This window comes from Xanthomonas sp. NCPPB 3200, from assembly GCF_056393585.1.
The window spans coordinates 1,174,272-1,197,193 of record NZ_CM150785.1; the positions used below are offsets into that span (position 1 = coordinate 1,174,272).

At 67.4% G+C, this 22,922-nt stretch carries 18 protein-coding genes and 1 pseudogene; 11 read left to right on the plus strand and 8 right to left on the minus strand.

The genetic code is table 11. From position 1 onward, the window contains the following. Positions 1-55: 55 nt before the first annotated feature. The 11 genes and pseudogenes from AC06DU_RS05065 to AC06DU_RS05115 all read left to right on the plus strand — a co-directional run bounded on the left by AC06DU_RS05065 (position 56) and on the right by AC06DU_RS05115 (position 12,056). Positions 56-2,137, plus strand: coding sequence for a phosphocholine-specific phospholipase C (locus tag AC06DU_RS05065; protein ID WP_478203712.1), 2,082 nt, complete (start codon positions 56-58; stop codon positions 2,135-2,137). Positions 2,138-2,140: 3 nt separating this feature from the next. Next, positions 2,141-2,341, plus strand: a pseudogene (locus AC06DU_RS05070) (S46 family peptidase); the annotation flags it as partial. A gap of 94 nt (positions 2,342-2,435) precedes the next feature. Continuing rightward, a complete protein-coding gene (locus AC06DU_RS05075) occupies positions 2,436-3,080 on the plus strand; it encodes a histidine phosphatase family protein (protein ID WP_016902223.1) in 645 nt (214 codons plus the stop codon). Between the two features lie 98 nt (positions 3,081-3,178). After that, positions 3,179-3,679 carry a hypothetical protein gene (locus AC06DU_RS05080; RefSeq protein WP_104553638.1) on the plus strand — a complete coding sequence of 167 codons (501 nt, stop codon included), beginning with the start codon at positions 3,179-3,181 and terminating at the stop codon, positions 3,677-3,679. A gap of 150 nt (positions 3,680-3,829) precedes the next feature. Beyond that, positions 3,830-5,122: a bifunctional tetrahydrofolate synthase/dihydrofolate synthase gene (folC, locus tag AC06DU_RS05085; RefSeq protein WP_478203713.1), complete on the plus strand. Its 1,293-nt coding sequence runs from the start codon at positions 3,830-3,832 to the stop codon at positions 5,120-5,122. Positions 5,123-5,181: 59 nt separating this feature from the next. After that, on the plus strand, positions 5,182-6,255 hold the full coding sequence (locus tag AC06DU_RS05090; RefSeq protein WP_126965176.1) for an SPOR domain-containing protein: 1,074 nt from the start codon (positions 5,182-5,184) through the stop codon (positions 6,253-6,255). Positions 6,256-6,479: 224 nt separating this feature from the next. Next, entirely contained in the window at positions 6,480-7,226 is a 747-nt protein-coding gene (locus AC06DU_RS05095) for a CvpA family protein (RefSeq protein WP_016902227.1), read from the plus strand. 30 nt (positions 7,227-7,256) lie between these two features. After that, positions 7,257-8,723 carry an amidophosphoribosyltransferase gene (gene purF, locus AC06DU_RS05100; RefSeq protein ID WP_016902228.1) on the plus strand — a complete coding sequence of 489 codons (1,467 nt, stop codon included), beginning with the start codon at positions 7,257-7,259 and terminating at the stop codon, positions 8,721-8,723. A 265-nt stretch (positions 8,724-8,988) separates the two neighbouring features. After that, a complete protein-coding gene (locus AC06DU_RS05105) occupies positions 8,989-9,792 on the plus strand; it encodes a ferritin-like domain-containing protein (protein ID WP_478203715.1) in 804 nt (267 codons plus the stop codon). 455 nt (positions 9,793-10,247) lie between these two features. Then, entirely contained in the window at positions 10,248-11,501 is a 1,254-nt protein-coding gene (locus AC06DU_RS05110; protein ID WP_039530459.1) for a zinc-dependent metalloprotease, read from the plus strand. 135 nt (positions 11,502-11,636) lie between these two features. Next, positions 11,637-12,056, plus strand: coding sequence for a hypothetical protein (locus AC06DU_RS05115; RefSeq protein WP_154831539.1), 420 nt, complete (start codon positions 11,637-11,639; stop codon positions 12,054-12,056). 248 nt (positions 12,057-12,304) lie between these two features. Here AC06DU_RS05115 and lpxH read toward each other — a convergent pair whose 3' ends face one another. From lpxH to AC06DU_RS05155, 8 genes are all read right to left on the minus strand, one after another. Beyond that, positions 12,305-13,048, minus strand: a complete 744-nt coding sequence (gene lpxH, locus AC06DU_RS05120; protein ID WP_016902232.1) for a UDP-2,3-diacylglucosamine diphosphatase — start codon at positions 13,046-13,048, stop codon at positions 12,305-12,307. A 156-nt stretch (positions 13,049-13,204) separates the two neighbouring features. After that, positions 13,205-13,747: a phosphatase PAP2 family protein gene (locus tag AC06DU_RS05125; RefSeq protein ID WP_016902233.1), complete on the minus strand. Its 543-nt coding sequence runs from the start codon at positions 13,745-13,747 to the stop codon at positions 13,205-13,207. After that, positions 13,728-14,864, minus strand: a complete 1,137-nt coding sequence (locus AC06DU_RS05130) for a glycosyltransferase family 4 protein (protein WP_478203716.1) — start codon at positions 14,862-14,864, stop codon at positions 13,728-13,730. Before AC06DU_RS05130 ends, AC06DU_RS05125 begins: the two co-directional genes overlap by 20 nt. Before the next feature lie 229 nt (positions 14,865-15,093). Beyond that, the gene (gene ppx, locus AC06DU_RS05135) at positions 15,094-16,614 is read right to left on the minus strand and encodes an exopolyphosphatase (protein WP_024938415.1); all 1,521 of its coding nucleotides are present in this window, start codon (positions 16,612-16,614) and stop codon (positions 15,094-15,096) included. Between the two features lie 63 nt (positions 16,615-16,677). Beyond that, a complete protein-coding gene (ppk1, locus tag AC06DU_RS05140; RefSeq protein WP_179464663.1) occupies positions 16,678-18,780 on the minus strand; it encodes a polyphosphate kinase 1 in 2,103 nt (700 codons plus the stop codon). Between the two features lie 122 nt (positions 18,781-18,902). Further along, positions 18,903-20,231 carry a phosphate regulon sensor histidine kinase PhoR gene (gene phoR, locus AC06DU_RS05145; protein ID WP_039523856.1) on the minus strand — a complete coding sequence of 443 codons (1,329 nt, stop codon included), beginning with the start codon at positions 20,229-20,231 and terminating at the stop codon, positions 18,903-18,905. 77 nt (positions 20,232-20,308) lie between these two features. Then, positions 20,309-20,998, minus strand: coding sequence for a phosphate regulon transcriptional regulator PhoB (gene phoB, locus AC06DU_RS05150; protein ID WP_002806631.1), 690 nt, complete (start codon positions 20,996-20,998; stop codon positions 20,309-20,311). Between the two features lie 173 nt (positions 20,999-21,171). Beyond that, positions 21,172-22,818 (minus strand): M48 family metalloprotease, encoded by a 1,647-nt coding sequence (locus tag AC06DU_RS05155; protein WP_046346236.1) that lies wholly within the window; start codon positions 22,816-22,818, stop codon positions 21,172-21,174. Between the last annotated feature and the right edge of the window lie 104 nt (positions 22,819-22,922).

Here is a 22,922-nt window from a genome sequence, read left to right on the forward strand (position 1 = left end):
GTACCCGGCCGCACAGTGCGGCGACGTACACGTATTTCCTGCAGGTTCCGTAGCCATGACGTCCTCCCCTTCGCGCCGCGATTTCCTCAAGCGCGTCGCCGCGCTGACCGCCGCCGGCGCCATGCCGTCCTCGATCGGCCGCGCACTCGCGCTGCCGGCCAACTCGCGCACCGGCACGCTGCGCGACATCGAACACGTGGTGATCCTGATGCAGGAAAACCGCTCCTTCGATCATTACTTCGGTGCGCTGCGCGGCGTGCGCGGCTTCGGCGATCCGCGCCCGTTGCAGCTGCGCGACGGTCACCCGGTATGGAGCCAGCCGGCCGCCGATGGTCGTCGCCTGCTGCCATTCGCCTTCGATTCGCAAGACACCTGTGCGCCGTTGATCAAGAGCCTGGATCACTCGTGGAAAGCCGGCCACGGGCAGGACCCGGCGCGCTGGGCCGAGTACGACGCCTGGGTGCCGTACAAGGGCGAATTGACGATGGGATATTTCCAGCGTCACGACATCCCGTACTACCACGCACTGGCCGATGCGTTCACCATTTGCGATGGCTATTTCTGTTCGTTGCACGGGCCGACCAATCCCAATCGCATGTACCTGTTCACCGGCACCAGCGGCCCGAGCGTGGGCAATCTCGGTGCGCAGGCGGTGACCAATGCCGACGACGGCAACTGGACTGCCGACATGGCGCGCGACAAGCCCGGTTATGCGGCAATGGACTGGACCACCTATGCGCAGCGCCTGCAGGCCGCAGGTGTGGACTGGCGCGTTTACCAGGAGTACGACAACTTCGGCTGCAACTCGCTGGCGTATTTTTCGCACTACCGCGATCTGCACCCCGGCGACGAACGTTACCGACGTGCACGTGCCTGCGTGCCCGGGTCCACTGCAGACAATGCCGCCACCACGCAGGCCGATCATCTGGTCGCCGCAATCGCCGCCGACGTGCAGGCCGATCGCTTGCCGCAGGTGTCCTGGATCGTGCCGCCCACCGCGTACTGCGAGCATCCGGAAGCGCCGCCGGCCTATGGCGAATCGTTGGTGGCGCGCCTGATCGATGCGCTCACCGCCAATCCGCAGGTGTGGGCGAAGACCGCGCTGATCATCAACTACGACGAGAACGATGGCTTCTTCGATCACGTTCCCGCAGCGCTGCCGGCACTGGATGCGCGCATGGGGCGGAGCAATGTCGATACGCGCGGGGAGGTTTACGAGGGCGTGCCGATGGGGCTGGGCATCCGCGTGCCGATGCTGGTGATCTCGCCCTGGACGCGCGGTGGCTGGGTCAATTCGCAGGTGTTCGATCACACCTCGGTGCTGCGCTTGCTGGAACGCCGCTTTGGTGTGGCCGAGCCCAACATCAGCCCGTGGCGTCGCGCGGTCAGTGGCGATCTCACCAGCGTGTTCGATTTCCGCAAGCCGGACGACTCGGCACTGAGCGCGTTGCCGTCGGTCGACGACTACCGCGCGCGCACCGCCGCGGTGCGCAACAAGCCGCTACCGGTGCCGCCGGCCAAGGCCAGCATGCCGCGGCAGGAGCCGGGACAACGTCCGGCGCGCGCGTTGCCGTATGCCTTGCAGGTGCATGCGCGCGAGCAGGGCGACGGCGGCGTGCAGCTGCAGTTCGTCAACAGCGGCGCTGCGGCAGCCGCGTTCAACGTCTACACCAGCGCTGCGAGTGGGGGCCCGTGGTACTACACCGTGTTGCCCGGCACCCGCCTCGACGATGTGCCGGTCGGCGCTGCGCACAACGGTGCCTATGCGCTGAGCGTGCATGGACCCAATGGCTTCCTGCGCGAATTCGCCGGCGACCTCGCTGCGGCCGGGACGCAATCGGCAGCGCCATGGTTGGAGGCGCGGCAGGACGGCGAGGTGCTGGTGCTGGACATCGGCAATGCCGGGCAGCAGCCGTGCACGCTGCAACTGCGCGCGCTGGACTATGCAGACCCGACCGCGCGCTCGCTGCACCTGGCTGCAGGTCAGCGCCAGACCGTGCGTCTGGCGCTTGCTGCCAGTGATCACTGGTACGACCTGGTGCTGGAACAGCCGGGCGCGGTGTTCCGCCGCCGCCTGGCCGGGCATCTGGAAACCGGCAGGCCCAGCCGCAGCGATCCGGCATTCGGGCGCGCCTGAGCCGGCGCCGGGGGCGCACCGGTGATGGACGCGCAGGGGAGGCGGGGTTGTTCTGGCCTCGACGGCAACCGGGCGTCGGTGAGCTGCAACGGGATCTTCGATCCGGCGATGACCCGCACGATCGCCATGGATAGCCGGTATTTGCGTTGGGTCATGCCGGAAGTCGCTCCGGCACCGCAGCTGTTGCCGGAACTCGGCGTGCGCCGACGCGGGCGGCCGGCGCCGCAGCGGGAGGGGTTATCATGCGCTCCCGTTTCGCTGCGGCGAGCCGGCCCCTTCCCCAAGGAATCTCTCGCGCATGCGCATCCTGCTTGCCCGTCACGGCGAGACGCCGTGGAACGCCGAAGGCCGTTACCAGGGCCAGATCGATATCCCGCTGTCGCCGGTCGGCGAAGGCCAGGCCGCTGCCCTCGGCGCGCGTCTGCAATCGTTGGAGATCACCCGCGCGGTGGCATCGCCGCTGTCGCGTGCGCAGGCCACCGCCAGGCTGGCGCTGGGCAGCAACCGCGAAAGCCTGCTGCAGACCGATGCAGACCTGCAGGAAATCGCCCACGGCGAATGGGAAGGCCTGCTGGCCAGCGAGATCAACGACAAGGATCCGGCACGTCTGCGCGCATGGCGCGACGAGCCCGATACCGTGCTGATGCCCGGCGGCGAGTCCCTGCGGCAGGTGCTGGACCGCAGCTGGCGCGGCCTGGCGCGCGCGGCCGAAGGCCTGGGCGCGGCCGACACCTTGCTGGTGGTCGCGCACGATGCGGTCAACCGCGTGATCCTGTGCAAGATCCTGGGCCTGCCGCTGTCCCGGCTGTGGACCTTCCGCCAGGCACCGACCACGCTCAACCTGCTCGAAGGCGAGGACGTGGATCACCTGGAAGTGGTGCGGCTCAACGACTGCGCGCACCACACGCCGTTTTTTGGTGAAGCCAAGCATCGGGCGCTGTAAGACAATGCCCGGCACGGACGCTGGATGAGACCGTGGCCTGTGATATCGGCACAATTGCCAGGTGGCCCAGGGCGCTTCGCTACGCTGTTTCTGGCAGCGTGTCCGGCCTGCTGGCGCTGGGGGCGTTCTCCGACTTCATTCCTGCGCCTTTCCTGTCCGGTCGGGCCTGGATAGCGCCGATGTTGCTGCTGGGAAGCGGTCTGACGGTATCGATCGTCGCGCCGGCCTATCGCATCGGCGGGTGGAAGGCGGTCGTTGGCAAGCAGCTGTTCAACACCGTGATGGCGCTCTGCCTGGCGCCGCCGCTCTTGGGATTGCTGTGCTGGCTGGTGCTGGCCAGAGGTGGGCCCTGGGTCTACACCCGCATCGCCGGTGTCGATTTCGAAGAGACGCATGTCATGCAGACCGCCGCCATGCCCGGCGCGCGAGCGTGCAAATACCGGTTGAGTGGCGGGCCGCTCGCGCATCGTTTTCCGGGCCATCTGTGCATCGACGAAGCGCAGTATCGGCGTCATCCCGAGCAGCGCGTCTCGGTGCTGTTGCGCGGTCAACGCTCCGTGTTGGGCATGCGCATTGCGTCCATTTCCGATGTCCCCTGACTGCGGGCGACAGCGCTCGTCCAGTTGCTGGCTGAGGCGCGCGCGCCCTGTCGGCCCATGCGACGGTGCGCGATCTGCCGGCGTGCCTGGTGATATGCGCTGCGCGCCGGCAAACGGCGATAATGCGCTTCTTCTCGCGCAGCCCTGACCGTGAACGCAACCGACTCCCTCTCCGACTGGCTCGCCTACATCGAGCAGCAGCATCCGCAGAACATCGCCATGGGCCTGGAGCGCGTGCGCGAGGTCGCTGCGCGGTTGCAGATTGAAGCGCCAGCCACGCATGTCATTGTCGTAGGCGGCACCAATGGCAAAGGCTCCACCGTGGCCTTTATCGAGGCGATCGCGCAGGCCGCCGGCTGGAAGGTGGGCAGCTACACCTCGCCGCATCTGCTGCGCTACAACGAGCGCGTGCGCATCGACGGCAACGAGGCCGGCGACGCGCAACTGGTGGACGCCTTTGCCGCCGTCGAAGCGGCACGTGGCCAGACCGCACTGACGTATTTCGAATACGGCACGCTGGCGGCGCTGTGGCTGCTGCAGCGCTCCGGGCTGGACCTGGCGGTGCTGGAAATCGGCCTGGGCGGGCGCCTGGACGCGGTCAACATCATTGATTCGGATGTGGCGGTGATCACCACCGTGGATATCGACCACACCGATTGGCTGGGCGAGGACCGCGAGGCGATCGGCACCGAGAAGGCCGGCATCATCCGCGCCTGGAAGCCGGTGGTGCTGGGCGAAATCGACCCGCCATCGAGCGTGTTGCGGCGGGCCTACCAGTTGGGCGCCAATGCGATCCGCGCCGGCAGCGATTATTTCTTCGAGTCGATCGAGGCGCAGCACTCCGACGCGCCGCAGTGGCGCTGGCGCGATGTCGCGGTGACCCTGGAGCTGCCGATGCCGGCCTTGCAGGCGCCGGTGCAACTGGCCAACGCCGCTGCGGCGATCGCCGCGTTGCAGGCCTTGCCGGTGGAACTGCCCGATGCCGCCTGGGCGCAGGGCATTGCCAATGCACGGGTGGCCGGGCGCCTGCAGCGCAGCGACATCGATGGCGTGCAGGTGCTGCTGGATGTCGGCCACAACCCGCAGGCCGCGCGCGCGCTGGCCGATGCGCTGGGCGCGCAGGCGCACACCGGCACCACCCATGCGATCTACGCCGCATTGGCGGACAAGGATGTGCTGGGCGTGGTGGAGGCGGTGGGCGCGCAGGTCGACCATTGGGCCCTGGCCGGGCTGGACGGTGCGCGGGGGCAGTCGGCGCAGGCCTTGCAGGCCCGTCTGCAGGGCAGTGCCGCAGCGCAGGCGGCCTGCCACGGCGATGTGGCGGGCGCACTGCGCGCGGTCCTGGCGCAGGCCTCACCGGGCGATCGGGTGCTGGTGTTCGGCTCGTTTCATACCGTTGCCGACGCCCTAAGCGCACTTCGTTCAGTCCACCCGGGTCGGTAGCCCGGCTGCGGCCTTATAATCGCCGCGGCACCCCGCCACGCCGCCTCTCGTCTCTCTACGTGGATACTGCTCTGAAACAGCGACTGATTGGCGCCATCGTTCTGGTGGCGCTTGCCGTGATCTTCCTGCCGATGCTGGTCAAGGGCCCTGCGCCGTCGAGCGGCGTGGCCGATGTGCCGCTGGAGGCGCCTGCCGCACCGGCCAATGGCGAGTTCGAAACCCGCGAATTGCCGCTGGTCACCCCGGGCGATGCGCCTGCCGGTGGCGCGCTGGGCATGCGCGGCGCCGGCTCGGCGCCGGCTGCGGTGCAGGACAACCCGGACGCGGCCGATCTGGCCAACCCGTCCAGCGCGCCGTCGGCGCCTGAGGTGGCGGCCGGCAACTACGCGGTCAACTTCGGCGCCTACGCCACCAGCGCCGACGCCGACGCGGTGCTGGCGCGGCTCAAGCAGGCGCAGCTGCCCGGCTTCAGCGAAAAGACCCAGATCAACGGCCGCCCGGCCTGGCGCGTGCGCGTGGGGCCGTATGTCGACCAGGCGCAGGCCGAATCGGCGCGCCTGCAGGCGGTAAAGGTGCGCAGCGACGTCAACGCCCAGGTGGTGACGCTGGATGCCAACGCCGCCGCGCCAGCGCCTGCAGCCAGCACACCGACGCCGGCACCGGCCCCGGCCGCAAAACCCAGCAGCAGCGTGGCCGCCGCCAGCACCGCCGCACCGACCAAGACCGAAAGCCTGCCGCCAGAGCCGGCCAAGCCGGTGGCCGCCGCGCCCAAGCCGGCCGAAGCGCCCAAGCCCGCTCCGGCCAAGCCGGAGGTGGCGAAAACGGAGCCGGCCAAGCCCGAGCCGACCAAGCCGGTCGTCGCGGCGCCCGCCGCGCCGGCAGCCCCTGCGGCCAGTTCGGTCGGCTTTGCGGTGCAGCTGGGCGCCTTCGGGCGCGCCGAAGACGCCGACGCCTTGCGCGACCGCGTGCGCGCCGCCGGTTTCAGTGCCTTCGTCGAACAGGTGCGGACCGACAAGGGCGCGCTCAACCGCGTGCGGGTCGGCCCGGTGGCCAACCGTGGCGATGCCGAGCAGTTGCGTGCGCAGGTGGCGGCCAAGGTCGGCATTTCCGGCATGGTGCGTCCGCATCCGTAAACCATTGCGCCTCCATCGGGCGGGCGCGGTGCATGGTGGAGATCGGCATGCCGGTTGGTTCGCTACGTGCAGTGCGGCTCGTCCGCAGCCCGCCTGATCGCCGCTTGCGTGGTATCGCCAGCGGCGAGCGGATTTCCTGATCGCCTCACACCCATGGAGGGGAGCGCAATGAACACCGAGCCAGGTTGGACCAGCGGCGCACGCGCCGCGCGGAGAAGTGGGCAATGATCGACATGGTGCTGGGCGTCATCATCCTGGTGTCGGCCCTGTTGGGCCTGCTGCGCGGGTTTGTCGCCATCGTGGTCGGCACGCTGTCGTGGTTGCTGGCCGGCTGGGCGACATTCCAGTTCGGCGGCCCGGCTGCACGCTGGATCGCCGACGGCAAGCATCCGTCGGCGACCGAATCGTTTGGCGGCTACGCGATGGTGTTCGTCGGCGTGCTGATCACCGTGGCGGTGATCGGCATGGTGATCCGTGCCGGGGTGGATGCGGTGCGCCTGGGCGGGATGGACCGCATGCTCGGGTTCGGCCTGGGGCTGGTGCGCGGCGGTTTTCTGGCCAGCGTGCTGGTGCTGCTGATGAGCTTCACGCCGCTGCCGCGCGAGCCGTCCTGGCGCCAGTCGATGCTGATGCCGATGCTGTCGCCGGGCGCGAGCTGGATGCGGGCGCAACTGCCGGCCTGGCGGATGCCGTCGATGGACATGCCATCAATGGAACTCGGCAACTTGCCAACGGAGTTGGGGAAGTTGCCCTCGGCAGGCGATAATACGGACCTGGGCAAGGCGCTGTCCGGGTCCGGTCTGAGCGACACCATCACGCGTGCGCTTGGGCAACCCGGCAAAGCCGCCAGCGACGGACGCGATCCGGCGCAGGCGATGCCGGCCAATATCGATCCGGCGCAGGTTCGCGGCGGAGAAAGCGACCCGGCTCGGGTCGAGTCCCAAGGCCAGGCACGGCCCCCTTCACAGTAACGGCGCAAGCCGTAGCGGAGAACGCGCACCATGTGTGGCATCGTCGGTATTGTCGGCAACCAGAACGTCGCCGGGCAGCTCTATGACGGCCTGACCGTCCTGCAGCATCGTGGGCAGGACGCCGCAGGCATCGCCACCGCAGACGGCACGCGCCTGCGTGTGCAAAAGGCCAACGGGCTGGTACGCGACGTCTTCGACGAAAAGAAGATGGCGGTGCTGGAAGGCCGGGTCGGCATCGCGCATTGCCGCTACCCGACCGCAGGCTCGGAAGGCATGGACGAGGCGCAGCCGTTCTACGTCAACTCGCCCTACGGTATCGCGCTGGCGCACAACGGCAACCTGATCAACACCGAGGCCTTGCGCCAGCAGGTGTTCGAAGCCGACCGCCGCAACATCAACACCGATTCGGACAGCGAAGTGCTGCTGAACGTGTTCGCCTACGAGCTGGACGCGCAGCGCATGCTGACCCCGGAAGCGGCGATCCGCGCGGTGGCCGGCGTGCATCGCCGTTGCAAGGGCGGCTATGCGGTGGTCAGCGTGGTGCTGGGCCTGGGCCTGGTGGCCTTCCGCGACCCGCATGGCATCCGTCCGCTGGTGCTGGGCAAGCGCGAGCATGCCGAAGGCACCGAATACATCGTTTCCTCCGAATCGGCCGCGCTGGACATCCTCGGCTACCAGCGCGTGCGCGACGTGCGCCCCGGCGAGGCGATGGTGATCACCGCGCGCGGCGAGCTGTTTTCGGAAGTCTGCGCCGCACCGACCGTCAACGCGCCGTGCATCTTCGAGTACGTGTACTTCGCGCGTCCCGACTCGATGATCGACAACATCTCGGTGCACAAGGCGCGCATGCGCATGGGCCTGAAGCTGGGCGAGAAGATCCTGCGGCTGCGCCCGGACCACGATATCGACACCATCATCCCGATCCCGGACACCTCGCGCGATGTGGCGCTGGAGATGTCCAACGTGCTCGGGGTGAAGTACCGCGAGGGCTTCGTCAAGAATCGCTACGTGGGCCGGACCTTCATCATGCCGGGGCAGGGCGAGCGGCAGAAATCGGTGCGGCGCAAGCTCAATCCGATCCACCTGGAGTTCCGCAACCGCGTGGTGCTGCTGGTCGACGATTCGATCGTGCGCGGCACCACCAGCCGGCAGATCGTGCAGATGGCGCGCGATGCCGGTGCGCGCAAGGTGTATCTGGCCTCGGCCGCGCCGCCGGTGCGTTACCCCAATATCTACGGCATCGACATGCCGGCGGCCGAAGAACTCATCGCGCATGGCCGCAGCGAGCTGGAAATCCAGGAATTTTTGGGCTGCGACTGGCTGATCTACCAGGATCTGGAAGACCTGGAAGTGGCCGTGCGCGAAGGCAACCCGGACATCCAGCAGTTCGATTCCTCGTGCTTCAACGGCGAGTACATCACCGGCATCGAACCGGGCTATTTCGAACGCATCCAGCAATTGCGCTCGGACGATGCCAAGAAGCGTCGCCGCGCGTGAGGCAGTGCGGTAGCGCTGCAGCTCGGCACTACCCAGACATGGCCTAGAACCGCTGTGCCTCGCAGGAGTACCTGCGTGGCGATCGCGTGATTTGGCTACTGCCGATCGACAGGCGGGTGCGCTGAGCAGGTTCGGCAGTGGCGCCAGCTGCTGGTTGCTCCCAGACCGCACCTGCGACGGCTGCGTAGGGGTCTCGATCGCCGCTGCAGATCGAAGCGCCAGTTGTCGATCTGGCGGCTACCGCAACGACGGAGTGATGGACACGATGGATCTTCTGCAAGCCGCACATGCCTGCCTGCAAGCGGCCGATCCGCTGGAGAAAGTCGCGTTGACGCAGCGACATGCGGCCGCGTTCCGCGCCGGTGCGTTGCCGTTGCCACCGCCGCAGGCGGCGCCTCCGGAGCCGATCCGCATGCCTGGCCGACCTGCAAGGCCGGTGCTGGTGCATCCGCGCGAGGTGCCGCGGCGCGGGCTGGGCAACCCGGAAGGCCGCGCCGCCTTTATCCACGCCATCGCGCATATCGAGCTCAACGCCATCGACCTGGCCTGGGATGCGGTGTATCGCTTCCGTGGGTTGCCGGCGGCGTTCTATGCCGACTGGGTTGGCGTGGCCGACGACGAATCGCGCCACTTCATGCTGCTGCGCGCGCGATTGCACGACCACGACCACGACTACGGCGACTTCGCCGCGCACAACGGCCTGTGGGAAATGTGCGAGAAAACCGCACATGACGGCCTGGCACGCATGGCGCTGGTGCCGCGCGTGCTGGAAGCGCGCGGGCTGGATGTGACACCGGCGATGATCGTCAAGCTGCGCTCGCTCGGCGATACCGCCACTGCCGAGGTGCTGGACACCATCCTGCGCGAAGAGGTGGCGCATGTGGCGGCCGGCTCGCGCTGGTACCGCTGGTATTGCGCGCAGGCCGGCATCGAGCCGCGCGCGCGCTTCAAGGCGCTGCTGCACGAGTACGCCGGCGGTTACCTGCATGGCCCGTTCAATCTGCAGGCGCGGCTGCTTGCCGGCTTCGATGAGAACGAACTGGCCGATCTGGTGGAGCAGGCCGGCTGAGCGGCCGGTGGTGAATGTGTGGGCGGGCTGCAGTGCGCGATCGGTCGATCGCCATTTGCGGAGCAGATTGAATTGGCTCGCACCGGTTCCACGCTGGGTGATGCGCGTTTGCAGCCTCGCTCGTGGAGTACCGAGCGCATTGGCGGCAGAACGATTGCAGCGCATGACTTCGACGCGCATCGCTGTCCTTCGTCGTGGCATGGTGCCCGCGCCCGGTTGCCTCCACGCGCAACACGCCATCTGCGCGGCAACGCGCGTTCGATCACCGGACTGTGCGCTGGGTCCTCCCGCACAGCTGCCGGAATCGCATCCATTCAACGGCAGACATCACAAAAACGTAATTTTCTTTTGTAACAACTTGCAATCGGCACGGACCGACGCGCCTTAATGGCGTCCCGGGGGCAGGGGCCCGGTGTTTCACATCCGTTACTTCCATGTCTAAGGAGAGAGAGACGATGAAGTCGAAGTCGATGTGCACCACGGTGGGTCTGATCGCCATGTGTCTGGCCGGTTCGGCCGCCGCTGCCGGCAAGCCGCTGTATCAATCCGGCCCTGCGCTGAGCCGCAGTGCGAGCGCCACCGCCACTGCCGAACCCTCGTTGCAGCGCCTGCTCAGCGCACCGTCCACCGCCAACGCGCAGGTGGTCCAGCTTGACGCCGGTGCCGTCACTGCCTCGGAAAAGCTGCTGGAACTGCAGCTGGATGGCCAGACCGTCACCGCCACCCAGGCCAAGGTCGATGCGCTGGAAGGCGGCGATAGCGTGTGGTACGGCAATCTCGGCCCGCGCGCCGGCACCCGTGCCCGCACGCTGTCGGGTGTGGATCCGCTGAACTCGGCCATCCTGGTACGCAGCGGCGATACCGTCACCGGCACCATCCGCTACGCCGGCAAGCTGTATCGGCTGCGGCCGCTCGCCGATGGCCGCCATGTGCTGGTGCAGGTGGAAGAAAGCCGCCTGCCGCAGGAACACCCGGCCGAATACAGCCTGCTGCCGAAGATCGACATGCCCAGCGACGGGCGCGTCACCGCGGCCGCCGCATCGTCGGGCAGCCCGGCGACCATCCGCGTGCTGGTAGTGGCCACCAATCAGGCGGTGACCGCCTACGGCGGCAACATGCAGTCGCTGGTGCAACTGGCAGTGGCCGAGGCCAACCAGGGCTACATCAACAGCAATGTCGGCATCACCTTGCAGCTGGCGCGTTACGAGACCACCAGCTACAGCGAAACCGGCAATTTCACTACCGACCTGCAGCGCTTCCGCGTAACCAACGACGGTTACATGGACAGCATCCACACCAGCCGCAACACCTACACCGCCGATGTGGGCGTGATCGTATTGAACAACAGCAGCTACTGCGGCCTGGCATCGGGCATCGGCTCCACCGCAGCGACTGCGTTTGCTTCGGTGTACTGGGACTGCGCCACCGGCTATTACAGCTTCGCGCATGAAATCGGCCATCTGCAGAGCGCCCGTCACGACGCCACCAACGACCCCAGCACCTCGCCATATGCCTACGGGCACGGTTATCGCTACGGCAACAGCTGGCGCACCATCATGGCCTACGACTGCAGCAGCAGCTGCCCGCGCCTGAACTACTGGTCCAACCCCAACATCAGCTACAACGGCGTGCCCATGGGCAACGCCAGCACCGCCGACAATCAGCGCGTGCTGGTCAACACCAAGGCCACCATCGCCGGCTTCCGCTGAGTACCAAGCCGATCGTTCCGTCGTCGGGCCCGGCACGCAGGTGCCGGGCCTTTGCCGCTACACGCAGGCGCAGTGATCGCGCAGACTAGAGGCACTGCCGGCAGCTGCCGGCGTGTCCTGCGGAGCGGAACACCCATGTCCAAGTCCCTGCGTTATGCGGCGCTGTGCCTGGTCGCGCTGGCAGTTGCCGGCTGCAAACAGCAACCTGCCGACCCGGCCCCTGCGCCACCCAAACCGGCGGTGTCCGCGCCGGCAGCCACGACCGGCAACGATGCCCGCGCCCGCGCGCTGGATGTGCTGGAAACCCGCCTGCAGAACGACCATTTCTATCCGGACAACTGCATCAGCATCGTCGACGAAGACGACGCTGAGCCCTCAGCGGATGCGTTCGACTTCGCAGTGCGCGAGCGGCATGGCAACGAGTGCCCCGGCGATCCGCAGACCAACCCGGTGCGCGATCGGTTCCGCGTGCAGGCCGATGGCACGGTGCTCTGGTACGACATAGTCAATGGCGACTTTGTCGACTACGCCGAACATGCGCGCAGCATGCAGTGATGCGTCTGGAGGCTGCATGGACCGTGCGGTTGCGTATCAGCAGGCTGGCGCGATCAGGCGTGCCGACAACCCGTCGACGCATCTATCTGCATTCCAGTACGGATGAGCAGCACACCGAGTGTGCGCAGGCCTGAGTTCGAAACCACGGCGCTCGCCTCCATGTGCCCATCGCGGTCTGTCGCTTGCAAACGGGTTCCGGGCGAGCGGCCTGCGCCGAGCTGGCCGCTCGCTACTTGCTGTCAGCCACGTTAAAGCGGCAACTGCTCCAGCGACACGCCGTCGGCATCCACATGCAATACCGAGCCTTGTTCGTACCAGTCGCCCAGCACGATGCGCGTGCAGGTCTGGCCGCCGGCCTGCAGGGTGTGGATTGCAGGGCGATGGGTGTGACCATGGATCAGGCGATCTAGGCCATACCGCACGAAGGTGGCCTCCACCTCGGCCGGGGTGACATCGGTGACGGTCTCGAAGCGCGATTGGTCGCCCTGCTTGAGTTCTGCATGACGCGCCTGGCTGGCAGCGCGTGCCTGCTGCGCGAAGGCCACCCGCGCGGCCAGCGGCTGCGCCAGGAACTGCGCCTGAAAGACCGGATCGCGCGTCTGCGCACGGAACGCCTGGTAGGCGGTGTCGTCGGTGCACAGCAAATCGCCATGCATCAGCAAGGTCGGGTGTCCGTACAGATCGACCACGGTGGGGTCGGGCAGGATGCGGAAGCCCGCGCGTTGCGCATACGCTTCGCCGACCAGGAAGTCGCGGTTGCCCGGCATGAAGAACACCGGCACGCCGCTATCGGCCACCGCATGCAGCGCCACGGCCACCGCATCGGCAGCGGTCGATGGCGTGTCATCGCCGATCCAGGCTTCGAACAGATCGCCAAGGATGTAGAGCGCGTCGCTACCGGGCACCTGCGTGCGCAGGAAGTCCAGAAACAGCTCGGTGATCGCCGGCCGGGCCGGATCCAGATGCAGGTCGGAAATGAACAGGGTCGTCATCGCGCCATTGTACGGCGGGAGCGCGGGACGGGAATCGGGAATCGGGAGTCGGTGGAGCGTTGCATCGCGGAGCGAGTGCCGGGTGAACGGCTGGCTGCGGCAACGAGAGGATCACCGGCCTGGTCGGGCAGATGCCGCGATGACAGCGCTCAATCCTCAGCCGAGCAACACCGGCAATCCCCACAGCGACAGGCTGGCCAGCACTACGCCGATCGCGGTGGCAGCGAGGACATCGCTGGGATAGTGCAGGCCCAGCACCACGCGCGACAGCGCCACGCCGGCCGAGAACGGCACCAGCAGGGGCGCCAGCCACGGGTAGTAGGCCAGTGCCACGATGCTGAAGGACACCGCATGCAAGGTGTGGCCGGACGGAAAACTGAACTCGTCCAGCGGCGCCACCCAGGCGCGGATGCGCACGTCGGCCGCATACGGGCGTGGCCGACGCGTCCAGCGCTTGAGCGATTTGTACAAGGTCAGCGCGAGCACGCCGGTGGCGGCCATGTGCGCAGATGCGCGCACGCCGTCCATGCCGTCGAGCAGCACCAGCAAACCCATCAGGCTGTACCAGAACACGCCATCGCCGAGCCGACTGATGGTGGCGAATGCGCGCCGCACCGGGTGGCGACGGCACCAGTGGTTGGCGCGCCGGCACCAGCGCGCTTCGTGACCGCGCAGAAGTTCAAGCCGCGTTGCCGACATAACGCCCCCGTGCCGCAGTGATGCCCATCAGCAAGGCCTCGAAGTCGGAGACCACGTTGTCCGGATGCAGTTTCTTCATCGCCTGTGCGGCCGCCGCACCCTGGCGCTGGCGCATCGCATCGTCGTCGGTGAGTGCGACGGCCGCCTGGATGAACGCCTCGTCGTTCTCCACTGCCGCACCGCTGTGGCCGCTGCGCAGATACTCGCGTGCGGCGCCGTAGTCGAAGGCCACGGTGGCCACACCACTGGCCATCGCCTCCAGGGTCACGTTGCCGAAGGTCTCGCTGCGGCTGGGGAACAGGAACAGATCGCCGCTGGCGAAGTGGCGCGCCAGCGCCTCGCCGCGCTGGATGCCGCAGAAGATGAAGTCCGGATTCTCGTGCGCGATTTTTTCGCGTGCCGGGCCATCGCCCACCCAGACGAAGCGCGCCTTCGGGCGGATCTGCTGCAGCTTGCGGAACGCGCGAATCGCCAACGGCAGGTTCTTTTCGTTGGCGATGCGTCCGACATAGATCGCGGCGAAGCCTTCGCCCTCGATGCCCCATTCGGCACGCAAGGCCGGATCGCGCCGGGCCGGATCGAACTGCTGGCTGTCCACCGCGCGTGCCAGCAACTGCACGCGCTCGAAGCCGCCGTCGCGCAGGAACTGCTGCAGCTCGCGCGTGGGCACCAGGGTGGCCTCGGCCTGATTGTGGAAGCGGCGCATCCAGCGCAGCGCAGTACCCTGCAGCCAAGCGGCACCGTAGTCGGGCAGGTATTCGTCAAAGCGGGTATGGAAGCCGGTGGCGACCGGAATGCCGAGCCGGCGTGCCGCACGCATCGCCGACCAGCCCAGGGGGCCTTCCGTGGCCACATAGACCGCATCCGGTTGCGTGATTTGCCAATGACGAACGAGGCGTTGGGTTGCCGGCAATCCGAATTTCAGTCCCGGGTAGCGCGGCAGCGCCGCGCCGCGCACCAGCAGGGCGGTGGCCGCATCGGTATCGCCGCTCTGCCGTGGACGCACCACGTCCACCTGGTGTCCGCGTGCGCGCAGGCCGGTTTCCAGCCCGTGCACGGTCAGCGCAACACCGTTGACTTCGGGGGGATAGGTTTCGGTAACGATCGCGTAGCGCATGCCCGTTCTCCGGTTTTCGCTAGCTTCCGGGAGGGCGATGGCATGGATGTTGCGCGGATAAGTCGCGGCGGTGACAGTGGAGCCGGGAATGGGGAATGGGGAATGGGGAATCGCAAAGGCAGCGTGCTGCACTTGTTTAGCGCAATCGCCACCAGTCAGAACTTCTCAGAGCTCCGTGGTCGACTATTCCCGAATCCCCATTCCCGATTCCCGCCTGAGGCCGCAGGCCTCAGGTCACAAACGGTTTGAACGCGATCCCCAGCCCGGCCATGCTCTCGACTTCGCCGATCAGGTCGGCGCGCAGCAGCGGGCGCGAGTCGATCCAGCTTTGCGAGAGGATCAATGACAGGCGGGTGTCGTCGGCGGTGAGTTCCAGGGTCGGAATCGGGTCCGATTCGTGGGCGCGATGCAGCAGCACCGCCAGCCGCAGCAGCGCGGCCTTGCGCCGGGTCGGCAGCAGCAGGCGGTCCGGCAGCGCATCGAACGCGGTCTTGGGCACGTTGCGCCGGTGCGTGCGCACCAGCGATGCCAGCACCTGCTGCTCCTGGCGCGAGAAACCGGCGATGTCCGAGTGCTCCAGGATGTAGCTGCCGTGCACGTGATACTGGCTGTGCGCGATGATCAGGCCCAGCTCGTGCAGGCGCGCAGCGCGGCGCAACACCTGCGCGTCGTCGCCATCCAGCTGCCAGGATTCGCAGACCTGGTCGAACAGGCGGCAGGCAGTGGCTTCCACGCGCTGCGCCTGCACTTCGTCGATGCCGTAGCGCTGCACCAGCGAGGCCACCGAGCTGTCGCGCGGGTCGTTCTCGCCGCCGCGGCCGAGCATGTCGTAGAGGATGCCTTCGCGCATCGCCGCCTTGCTGACCATCAGCTTCTCCAGCCCCAGGGCCTGGAACGCCGCTTCCAGCACCAGGATGCCGCCGGCGATGATCGGCCGCCGCTCGGCGGCCAGGCCGGGCAACTGGATGTCCTCGATGCGCTTGGCCTTGAGCAGTTCATCGCGCAGCGCCGGCAGCGCCTCGGCGGTGATTGCGCCCTTGGTGAGCTTCATCGCCGCACAGATCTCGCCGATGGCCTTGTGCGTGCCGGACGAGCCGATCGCCTCGTGCCAGCCCAGCGCCTTGTACTGATTGGCGAACTGCTGGAATTCGGTGCCGATCTCGGTCAGCGCATCCTTCCATTTCTTCTTCGACAGCTTGCCGCCGGGAAAGAAGCGGCGCGTGCTGGCGATGCAGCCGGCCTGCAGGGACTCGCGTTCCAGGGTCTGGAATCCGCGGCCGATGATGAACTCGGTCGAGCCGCCGCCGATGTCGATCACTAGCCGGCGTTGATCGGGCTTGGGCGGTTGCGCATGCGCAACGCCGAGATAGATCAGGCGCGCTTCCTCGCGTCCGCTGACGACTTCGATCGCATGCCCGAGCGCGGTTTCGGCCGGCATCAGGAACGCCTGCGGCGAGCGCAGCTGACGCACCGTGTTGGTGGCCAGCGCGCGCACGCGCAACGACGGCACTTCCCGGATGCGCTGGCCGAAGCGCGCCAGGCATTCGAGCGCACGCTGGCGCGCTTCGTTGGAGAGGCCGCCCTTGCCATCCAGGCCGTCGGCCATGCGCACGGTTTCGCGCAGGCGATCGACCACGCGCAGCTGACCCATCAGGTAGCGCGCAATGACCATGTGGAAGCTGTTGGATCCTAAGTCGATGGCGGCGAGGAAATCGCCATCGCGCAGGGGCGGGATCGTGGGGGAGGGCATTGGCATGGGCGCATGGTAGCCGATGGGCCGTTTGCCCCGTGAGGGGCCGCGCCCGTGCCGCTTTCAGATCCGTTCGAGCAAGGTCATCTGGGCCGAATGGGCCGGCTCGCCAGGGCCCGGTAGGCGCTTGTGATAGACGCCATCGGCATCCAGCTCCCAGGCGTTGACGTTGTCGTCCAGGTAGTTCTGCAGCACCTCGCGGTAGACGCGCTTGGCCAGATCCGGGTCCAGGATCGGGAAGCAGGTCTCCACGCGCCGCAGCAGGTTGCGCTCCAGCCAATCGGCGCTGGCGCAGTACAACTCTGCCGCGCCATCGTTGCCGAACCAGTACACGCGACTATGTTCCAGAAAACGCCCCACGATCGAGCGCACGCGGATATTGTCCGACACGCCGGGGACGCCCGGGCGCAGCGTGCAGGCGCCGCGCACGATCAGGTCGATCTGCACGCCGGCTTGCGAGGCGGTATACAGCGCACGGACGACCTGCGGCTCGTTGAGGGCATTCATCTTGGCGATGATGCGGCCCGGGCGGCCGTTGCGGGCCAGCCGCGTTTCACGCTCGATCCGCTTCAACACGCCGGCGTGTAGGGTGAAGGGCGACTGCAGCAACTGCTCCAGCTTCATGCGCGGAGCCAGCCCGGACAACTGCTGGAACAGCATGTGCACATCGTTGCCGATTTCCACATCCGCGGTGATCAGGCTGATGTCGGTGTACAGGCGTGCGGTACCGCTGTGGTAGTTGCCGGTGCCCAGATGCACATAGCGTTTGAGCTTGCGTCCCTCGCGGCGCACGATCAGCAGCATCTTGGCGTGCGTCTTGAAGCCGACCACGCCGTACACTACCTGCACGCCGGCTTCCTGCAGCTTGTCGGCCAGGCCCAGGTTGGCCTCTTCGTCGAAGCGCGCGCGCAGCTCCACCACCACGGTGACGTCCTTGCCGTTGCGCGCGGCCAGGATCAGCGCATCGACGATCAGCGAGTCCTTGCCGGTGCGGTACAGCGTCTGCTTGATCGCCAGCACGTTCGGGTCGACCGCGGCCTGGCGGATTACGTCCAGCACCGCGGTGAACGCATCGAAGGGGTGATGCAGCAGCACATCGCCCTTGCTGACGATCTCGAAGATGCCGTCGTTGTCGCGCAGGGTGCGCGGGTTGAACAACGGATACTTCAGTTCGGGGCGCTGCACCAGATCGTAGACCTGGGTGACGCGGCTCAGGTTGACCGGCCCGACGATGCGGTATACCGCGTTTTCGTTCAGGCCGAAGTTCTGCAGCAGGGTGCGCATGATCGGCGCCGGGCAGTCGTGCGCGATCTCCAGGCGCACCGCCGGGCGATAGCCGCGGGTGACCAGCTCGTCGCGCAAGGCCAGCGCCAGGTTCTCGACTTCTTCCTCGTCCACCACCAGCTCGGAGTTGCGGGTGACACGGAACTGATACGAGCCCTTGACCTGCATGCCGGGGAACAGCTCGTCGACGAACTCGGACAGCACCGAGGACAGGAACACGAAGCTCTGCGTGCCCTCCGGCGACAGGCTCGCCGGCAGCTGGATGATGCGCGGCAACGAGCGCGGCGCACGCACGATGGCCAGATGACCGGCGCGCCCGAATGCGTCCTGGCCCTCCAGCACCACCACGATGTTCAAGGTCTTGTTGAGGATCTTCGGAAACGGATGCGCCGGGTCCAGCCCCAGCGGCGACAGCACCGGCATGATCTCGTTGCGGAAGTACGCCCGCAGCCAGCGCTTCTGACGCGAGGTCCAGGCCGTGCGGCTGAGCACGGCCACGCCGGCATCTTCCATCGCCGGGCGCAGCACTTCATTCCACGCGTGGTACTGCTGTTCGACCAGCTTGGCGGCGCGGTCGTGGACTGCGTTGAGGATGGCGGTCGGGCTCAGGCCATCCGGCGCCGGCGGCAGGCCGAACTCCTGCGCATGCCGCACGGTGGCGGCGCGGATCTCGAAGAATTCATCCAGGTTGGTGCAGGAAATGCACAGGAACCGCAGCCGTTCCAGCAATGGCACCTGCTCGTCCAACGCCTGTGCCAGCACCCGGAAATTGAAGTCCAGTTGCGACAGTTCCCGGTTGATGTACAGCGCCGGATCGCGCAACGGATCGGTGGCGATGTCCTCGGAAGGTGTGACGTCGTGCAGTTCTTTGGCGTGGCCCATTGGAATCGGTCATCAAGACGGAGATGGTGTGCGGCGTGGCAGCGCGCCAGAGGCAGCGCAGGCGATGTAGCGCGTCGTGAGCGCGTGCATCGCACCGCGGTGCGGCGCGCACCTCTTACATATCACGCCGAACGTGACAGTGGCAGGGACTGATCGCGCTGCACGACGCGCGCAGCGACAAAATGGCATGAGAATTCGCTCCCGCGTCCGACTTCGCTTTCGATTTCCAGACGCGCCTGGTGCAGTCCCAGGATGTGCTTGACGATCGACAGTCCCAGCCCGGTGCCGCCACTCTCGCGCGAGCGGCTGCTGGAGACGCGATAGAAGCGCTCGGTGATGCGCGGCAGATGCGAGGCGGGAATGCCGTAGCCGGTGTCGCGCACCGCCAGGGCCGCGCCATCGCCTTCGCGCACGAAGCGGATCGTCACCGTGCCGCCGCCGGGCGTGTAGCGCACCGCATTGGTGACCAGGTTGGAGAAGGCGCTATGCAGCTCCTTGTTGGAGCCGAGCAGGTCCACGCCGGCCTCGTCGAACACTTCCACGGTGTGGCGGCCCTGGCTGTGCGCTTCGGCCTCGCGCCGCAGCGTCGACAGCATCGGCGCCATCGCCACGTGTTCCTCGCCGAGTTCTTCCTGCGATTCCAGCCGCGACAGCGTCAGCAGGTCTTCGACCAGCTGCGCCATGCGCTGCGACTGCTTGCGCATCTCGGCCAGCATCGGGCCCGAATCGGGAAAGTCTTCCGGGTCGAGCATGTCCAGGTAGCCGTGCACCACCGTCAATGGCGTACGCAGCTCGTGCGAGACGTTGGCCACGAAGTCGCGGCGCACCTGCTCCAGTCGCAGCAGTTTGCTGACATCGCGCGCCACCAGCAGCCAGTAATCGTCCGAGTAGGGGATCAGGCGCAGATTCAGGCGCAGATCCGGATCCACCGGCGAGGCGGCGTCGAGCATGGGCTCGGCGTTGCGGCCGGCGGCCAGCCAGTGCGCCAGCGGCAACGGCTGCAACCGCTCCACCACCGACACGCCCATGTCGCCCGGATGATGCAGCCCCAGCAGTCCGCCCGCGGCCCGGTTGAACCACTGCACGCGCTGGCTGTTGCGATCCACCACCACCACCGCATCCGGCAGCGCCTGCGCGGCGGCGCGGTAGGTGCGCAGCATCTCGATCAGGCGACGCTTGCGCGCGCGCATTTCGGCCTGGCTGCGATAGAGCAGGCGATCCAGCTCGTTCCAGGCGCCGATCCCGGCGGCGGGCTCGGCACGCTGGCGCGCGGTCAGGCGCTGCAGCACCTGGCGCAGCCGCCAGTAATGCCAGGCCAGCACCCCCAGCGCGGTCAGCGTCAACGCCATCCACACATGCTCGATCAGCACGCCGACCAGCACGGCAGCGCCCAGCAACAGCGCGAGAGTGCCGAGCGTCTTGAGCCAGGCGGAACGGATATGTTGAGGCATGGAAGGCGTTACCACGGAGCGTCAGGTGGGCGTGCGAGCCAGCCCAGCGGCAGGGCCGACCGGCTGTGCGGCAAGCACTAGGTTGCCGAAGAGAAACGGTAGCCCGAGCCACGCACGGTCTGCACCATGTTTTCCAGGCCGAACGGTTCCAGCGTCTTGCGCAGGCGGCGGATGTGCACGTCGATGGTGCGCTCTTCCACATACACGCTGCCGCCCCAGACATGATCCAGCAGCTGGGTGCGGGTATACACGCGCTCGGGATGTGTCATGAAAAAGTGCAGCAGGCGGTATTCGGTCGGGCCGATCGGCACCGGTGCGTCGCCGGCAAACACCCGGTGCGCGGCGCCGTCGATGCGCAGGCGGCCCACCGCCACGCTGCCGTCCTCGTCGTCCTCGCGGGTACGGCGCATCACCGCGCGGATGCGCGCCAGCAGCTCGCGCGCCGAGAACGGCTTGACCACGTAATCGTCGACCCCGGCTTCCAGGCCACCGACGCGGTCGTTCTCTTCGCCGCGTGCGGTCAGCATGATGATCGGAATCTCGCGGGTCAGCTGTTCCTTGCGCCAGCGCCGTGCCAGATCCAGCCCGCTGGTGCCTGGCAACATCCAGTCCAGCAGGATCAGGTCCGGCACGCGGTCGGCGATGGCGGTCTGCGCCTCGCGGGCATCGCCGGCATGGATGGGTTCGAACTCGCCTTTGCGCAGCGCGAACGCCACCATGTCGCGGATCGCGGGTTCGTCGTCGACGATCAGAATGCGTTTTTGCACGCGGGGCTTACCGTCTGGCTTTGGTTGATCGCCAGTAGACTACGGTTTTGTGACTCTAATGTGACATGCCGGACGACAGCCGCCGCGGCCGAAGCGGCCTGTGCCGCTGGCAGGCGCGGTGTTGAACCCGTCGACCCACGCTCGAATGACCATTGCGCCAACCGTCACATGCGCTAGCGCGTCGACAGATCCGGGTCGCGGATGCCTTGCCGGCGCAGCTCCAGCACGGTCGGCGTGATCGCCGCGATGCGTGCGTCCACCCGCGCCCGTGTCACATAGTCGAGATCTTTCTTCTTCAGCGCTTCCAGCTGGATCAGCGCCTGTTCCGGACGTCCGTTCAAGTACGCAGCTTCGGCATAGGCCTCGCTGGCGCGCAGATGGTCGCCGGACAGCTCGCAGGCGCGCGCGTAGGTCTGTTGCAACAGGGGATCTTCGCTGCTGCGATGCAGGAGCGGCTCCAGCACCTGGCGCGCGCGCTGGCCGGATTCCTTGCTGGCCTGCTCGTTGAGCGCGCCGGCATAGGTCAGCGCCACCGCGCGGTTGTTCGGCAGTTGCTTGAGCAGCGCGTCGAAACGCGCATTGGCCACCTCGCGCTGGCCCACCCGCGCCTGCGCCTCGCTCAGCCCCAGCGTCAGCCACAGGTTGTCGGGGTGCGCCTCCAGCAGGCTGGTCAGTTCGGCCACCGGCTCGCCGGGCCGCCCGCCGCTGTTGCGCAGGCGTGCCAGCGCCAGCCCGTAGCGCTGCGCATCGGTCAGGCCGTGCTTGGCACTGCGGCGCAGGGTCTCGTATTCGCGGATGGCCGCATCCGGCGTGGTGGCGCTGAGCACGCGCAGGCGTTCCTTGGCCCAGTCGAAGTTCTGCTGGTCGCCGCTGCGGCTCAGCGCATCCACCGGCAGCCGTAGCGCATACGGTAGCAGTGCGTTGCCGTTGCGGCTCAGCGGTTCGGACAGCGACGGGTCGGCCGGGTCCACCCGTTCCTGGCGCGTGCCGCCCGGCACCGAGGTGGTCAGCACCACGGTGTTCTTCTTCATCTGCTCGGCGCGCGCCTTGGCCTCGCTGATGCGGGTGACCGTGACCGGGTGGGTCTGCAGAAAGTCCGGCGCGCTGTAGCCACCCTCGTTGGCGCGCATCGCCACCGACATGCGCTCGAAGAAGCCGGCCATCGCATCCACGTCGTAGCCGCTGCGCACCAGCGTGCGGATGCCCAGCCGGTCGGCCTCGGATTCGTTGGAGCGGGTGTAGTCGATCTGGCGCTGCTGCATCAGCCCCATCGCACTGGTGATGCCGGCCATGGTGGCATCGCCCTTGGAATTGCCGCCGGCCTGTTGCGCGGCGACCACCGCCGCCAGCATGCCGAGCAGGATCGGGATCTGGTCGCGCTGCGCCCGTTCCACCCCGCGCAGCACATGCTGCTGGGTGACGTGGGCGATTTCGTGCGACAGCACCGCGGCCACCTCGTCCTCGCGCTCGGCGGTCAACACCAGCCCGGCATTGACCGCGATATAGCCGCCCAGCGTGGCGAAGGCGTTGATCTGGCGGTCGCGCAGCATGAAAAACGTAAACGGCTGCTGCGGCTGGTCGCTGTTGGCGCCGAGCCGGGTGCCCATGGTCTGCAGCCAGTCGGTGATCAGCGGGTCGTCCAGCACGTAGTCGTAGTTGCGCAACTCGGCCAGCATCATCTTGCCGTACTCGGCCTGGCGCGCCGGGGTCAGCAGCTCGCCGGCAGACGAGCCGATGTCGGGCAGGCGGTTTTCCTGCGCGGGTGCCACCCCCATGGCAACGGCCAGCGTGAGGGCGGTGGCGAGCGGTAGCAGGCGCAAGTGGAACTCCCAGGTGGTGCGCGGAGCATGCAGGCAGCACGGCGCGATGGCGTGAATCATCGGTTAATCCACAGTGTTGCGGTGACGACATGGAAATTCCAGTC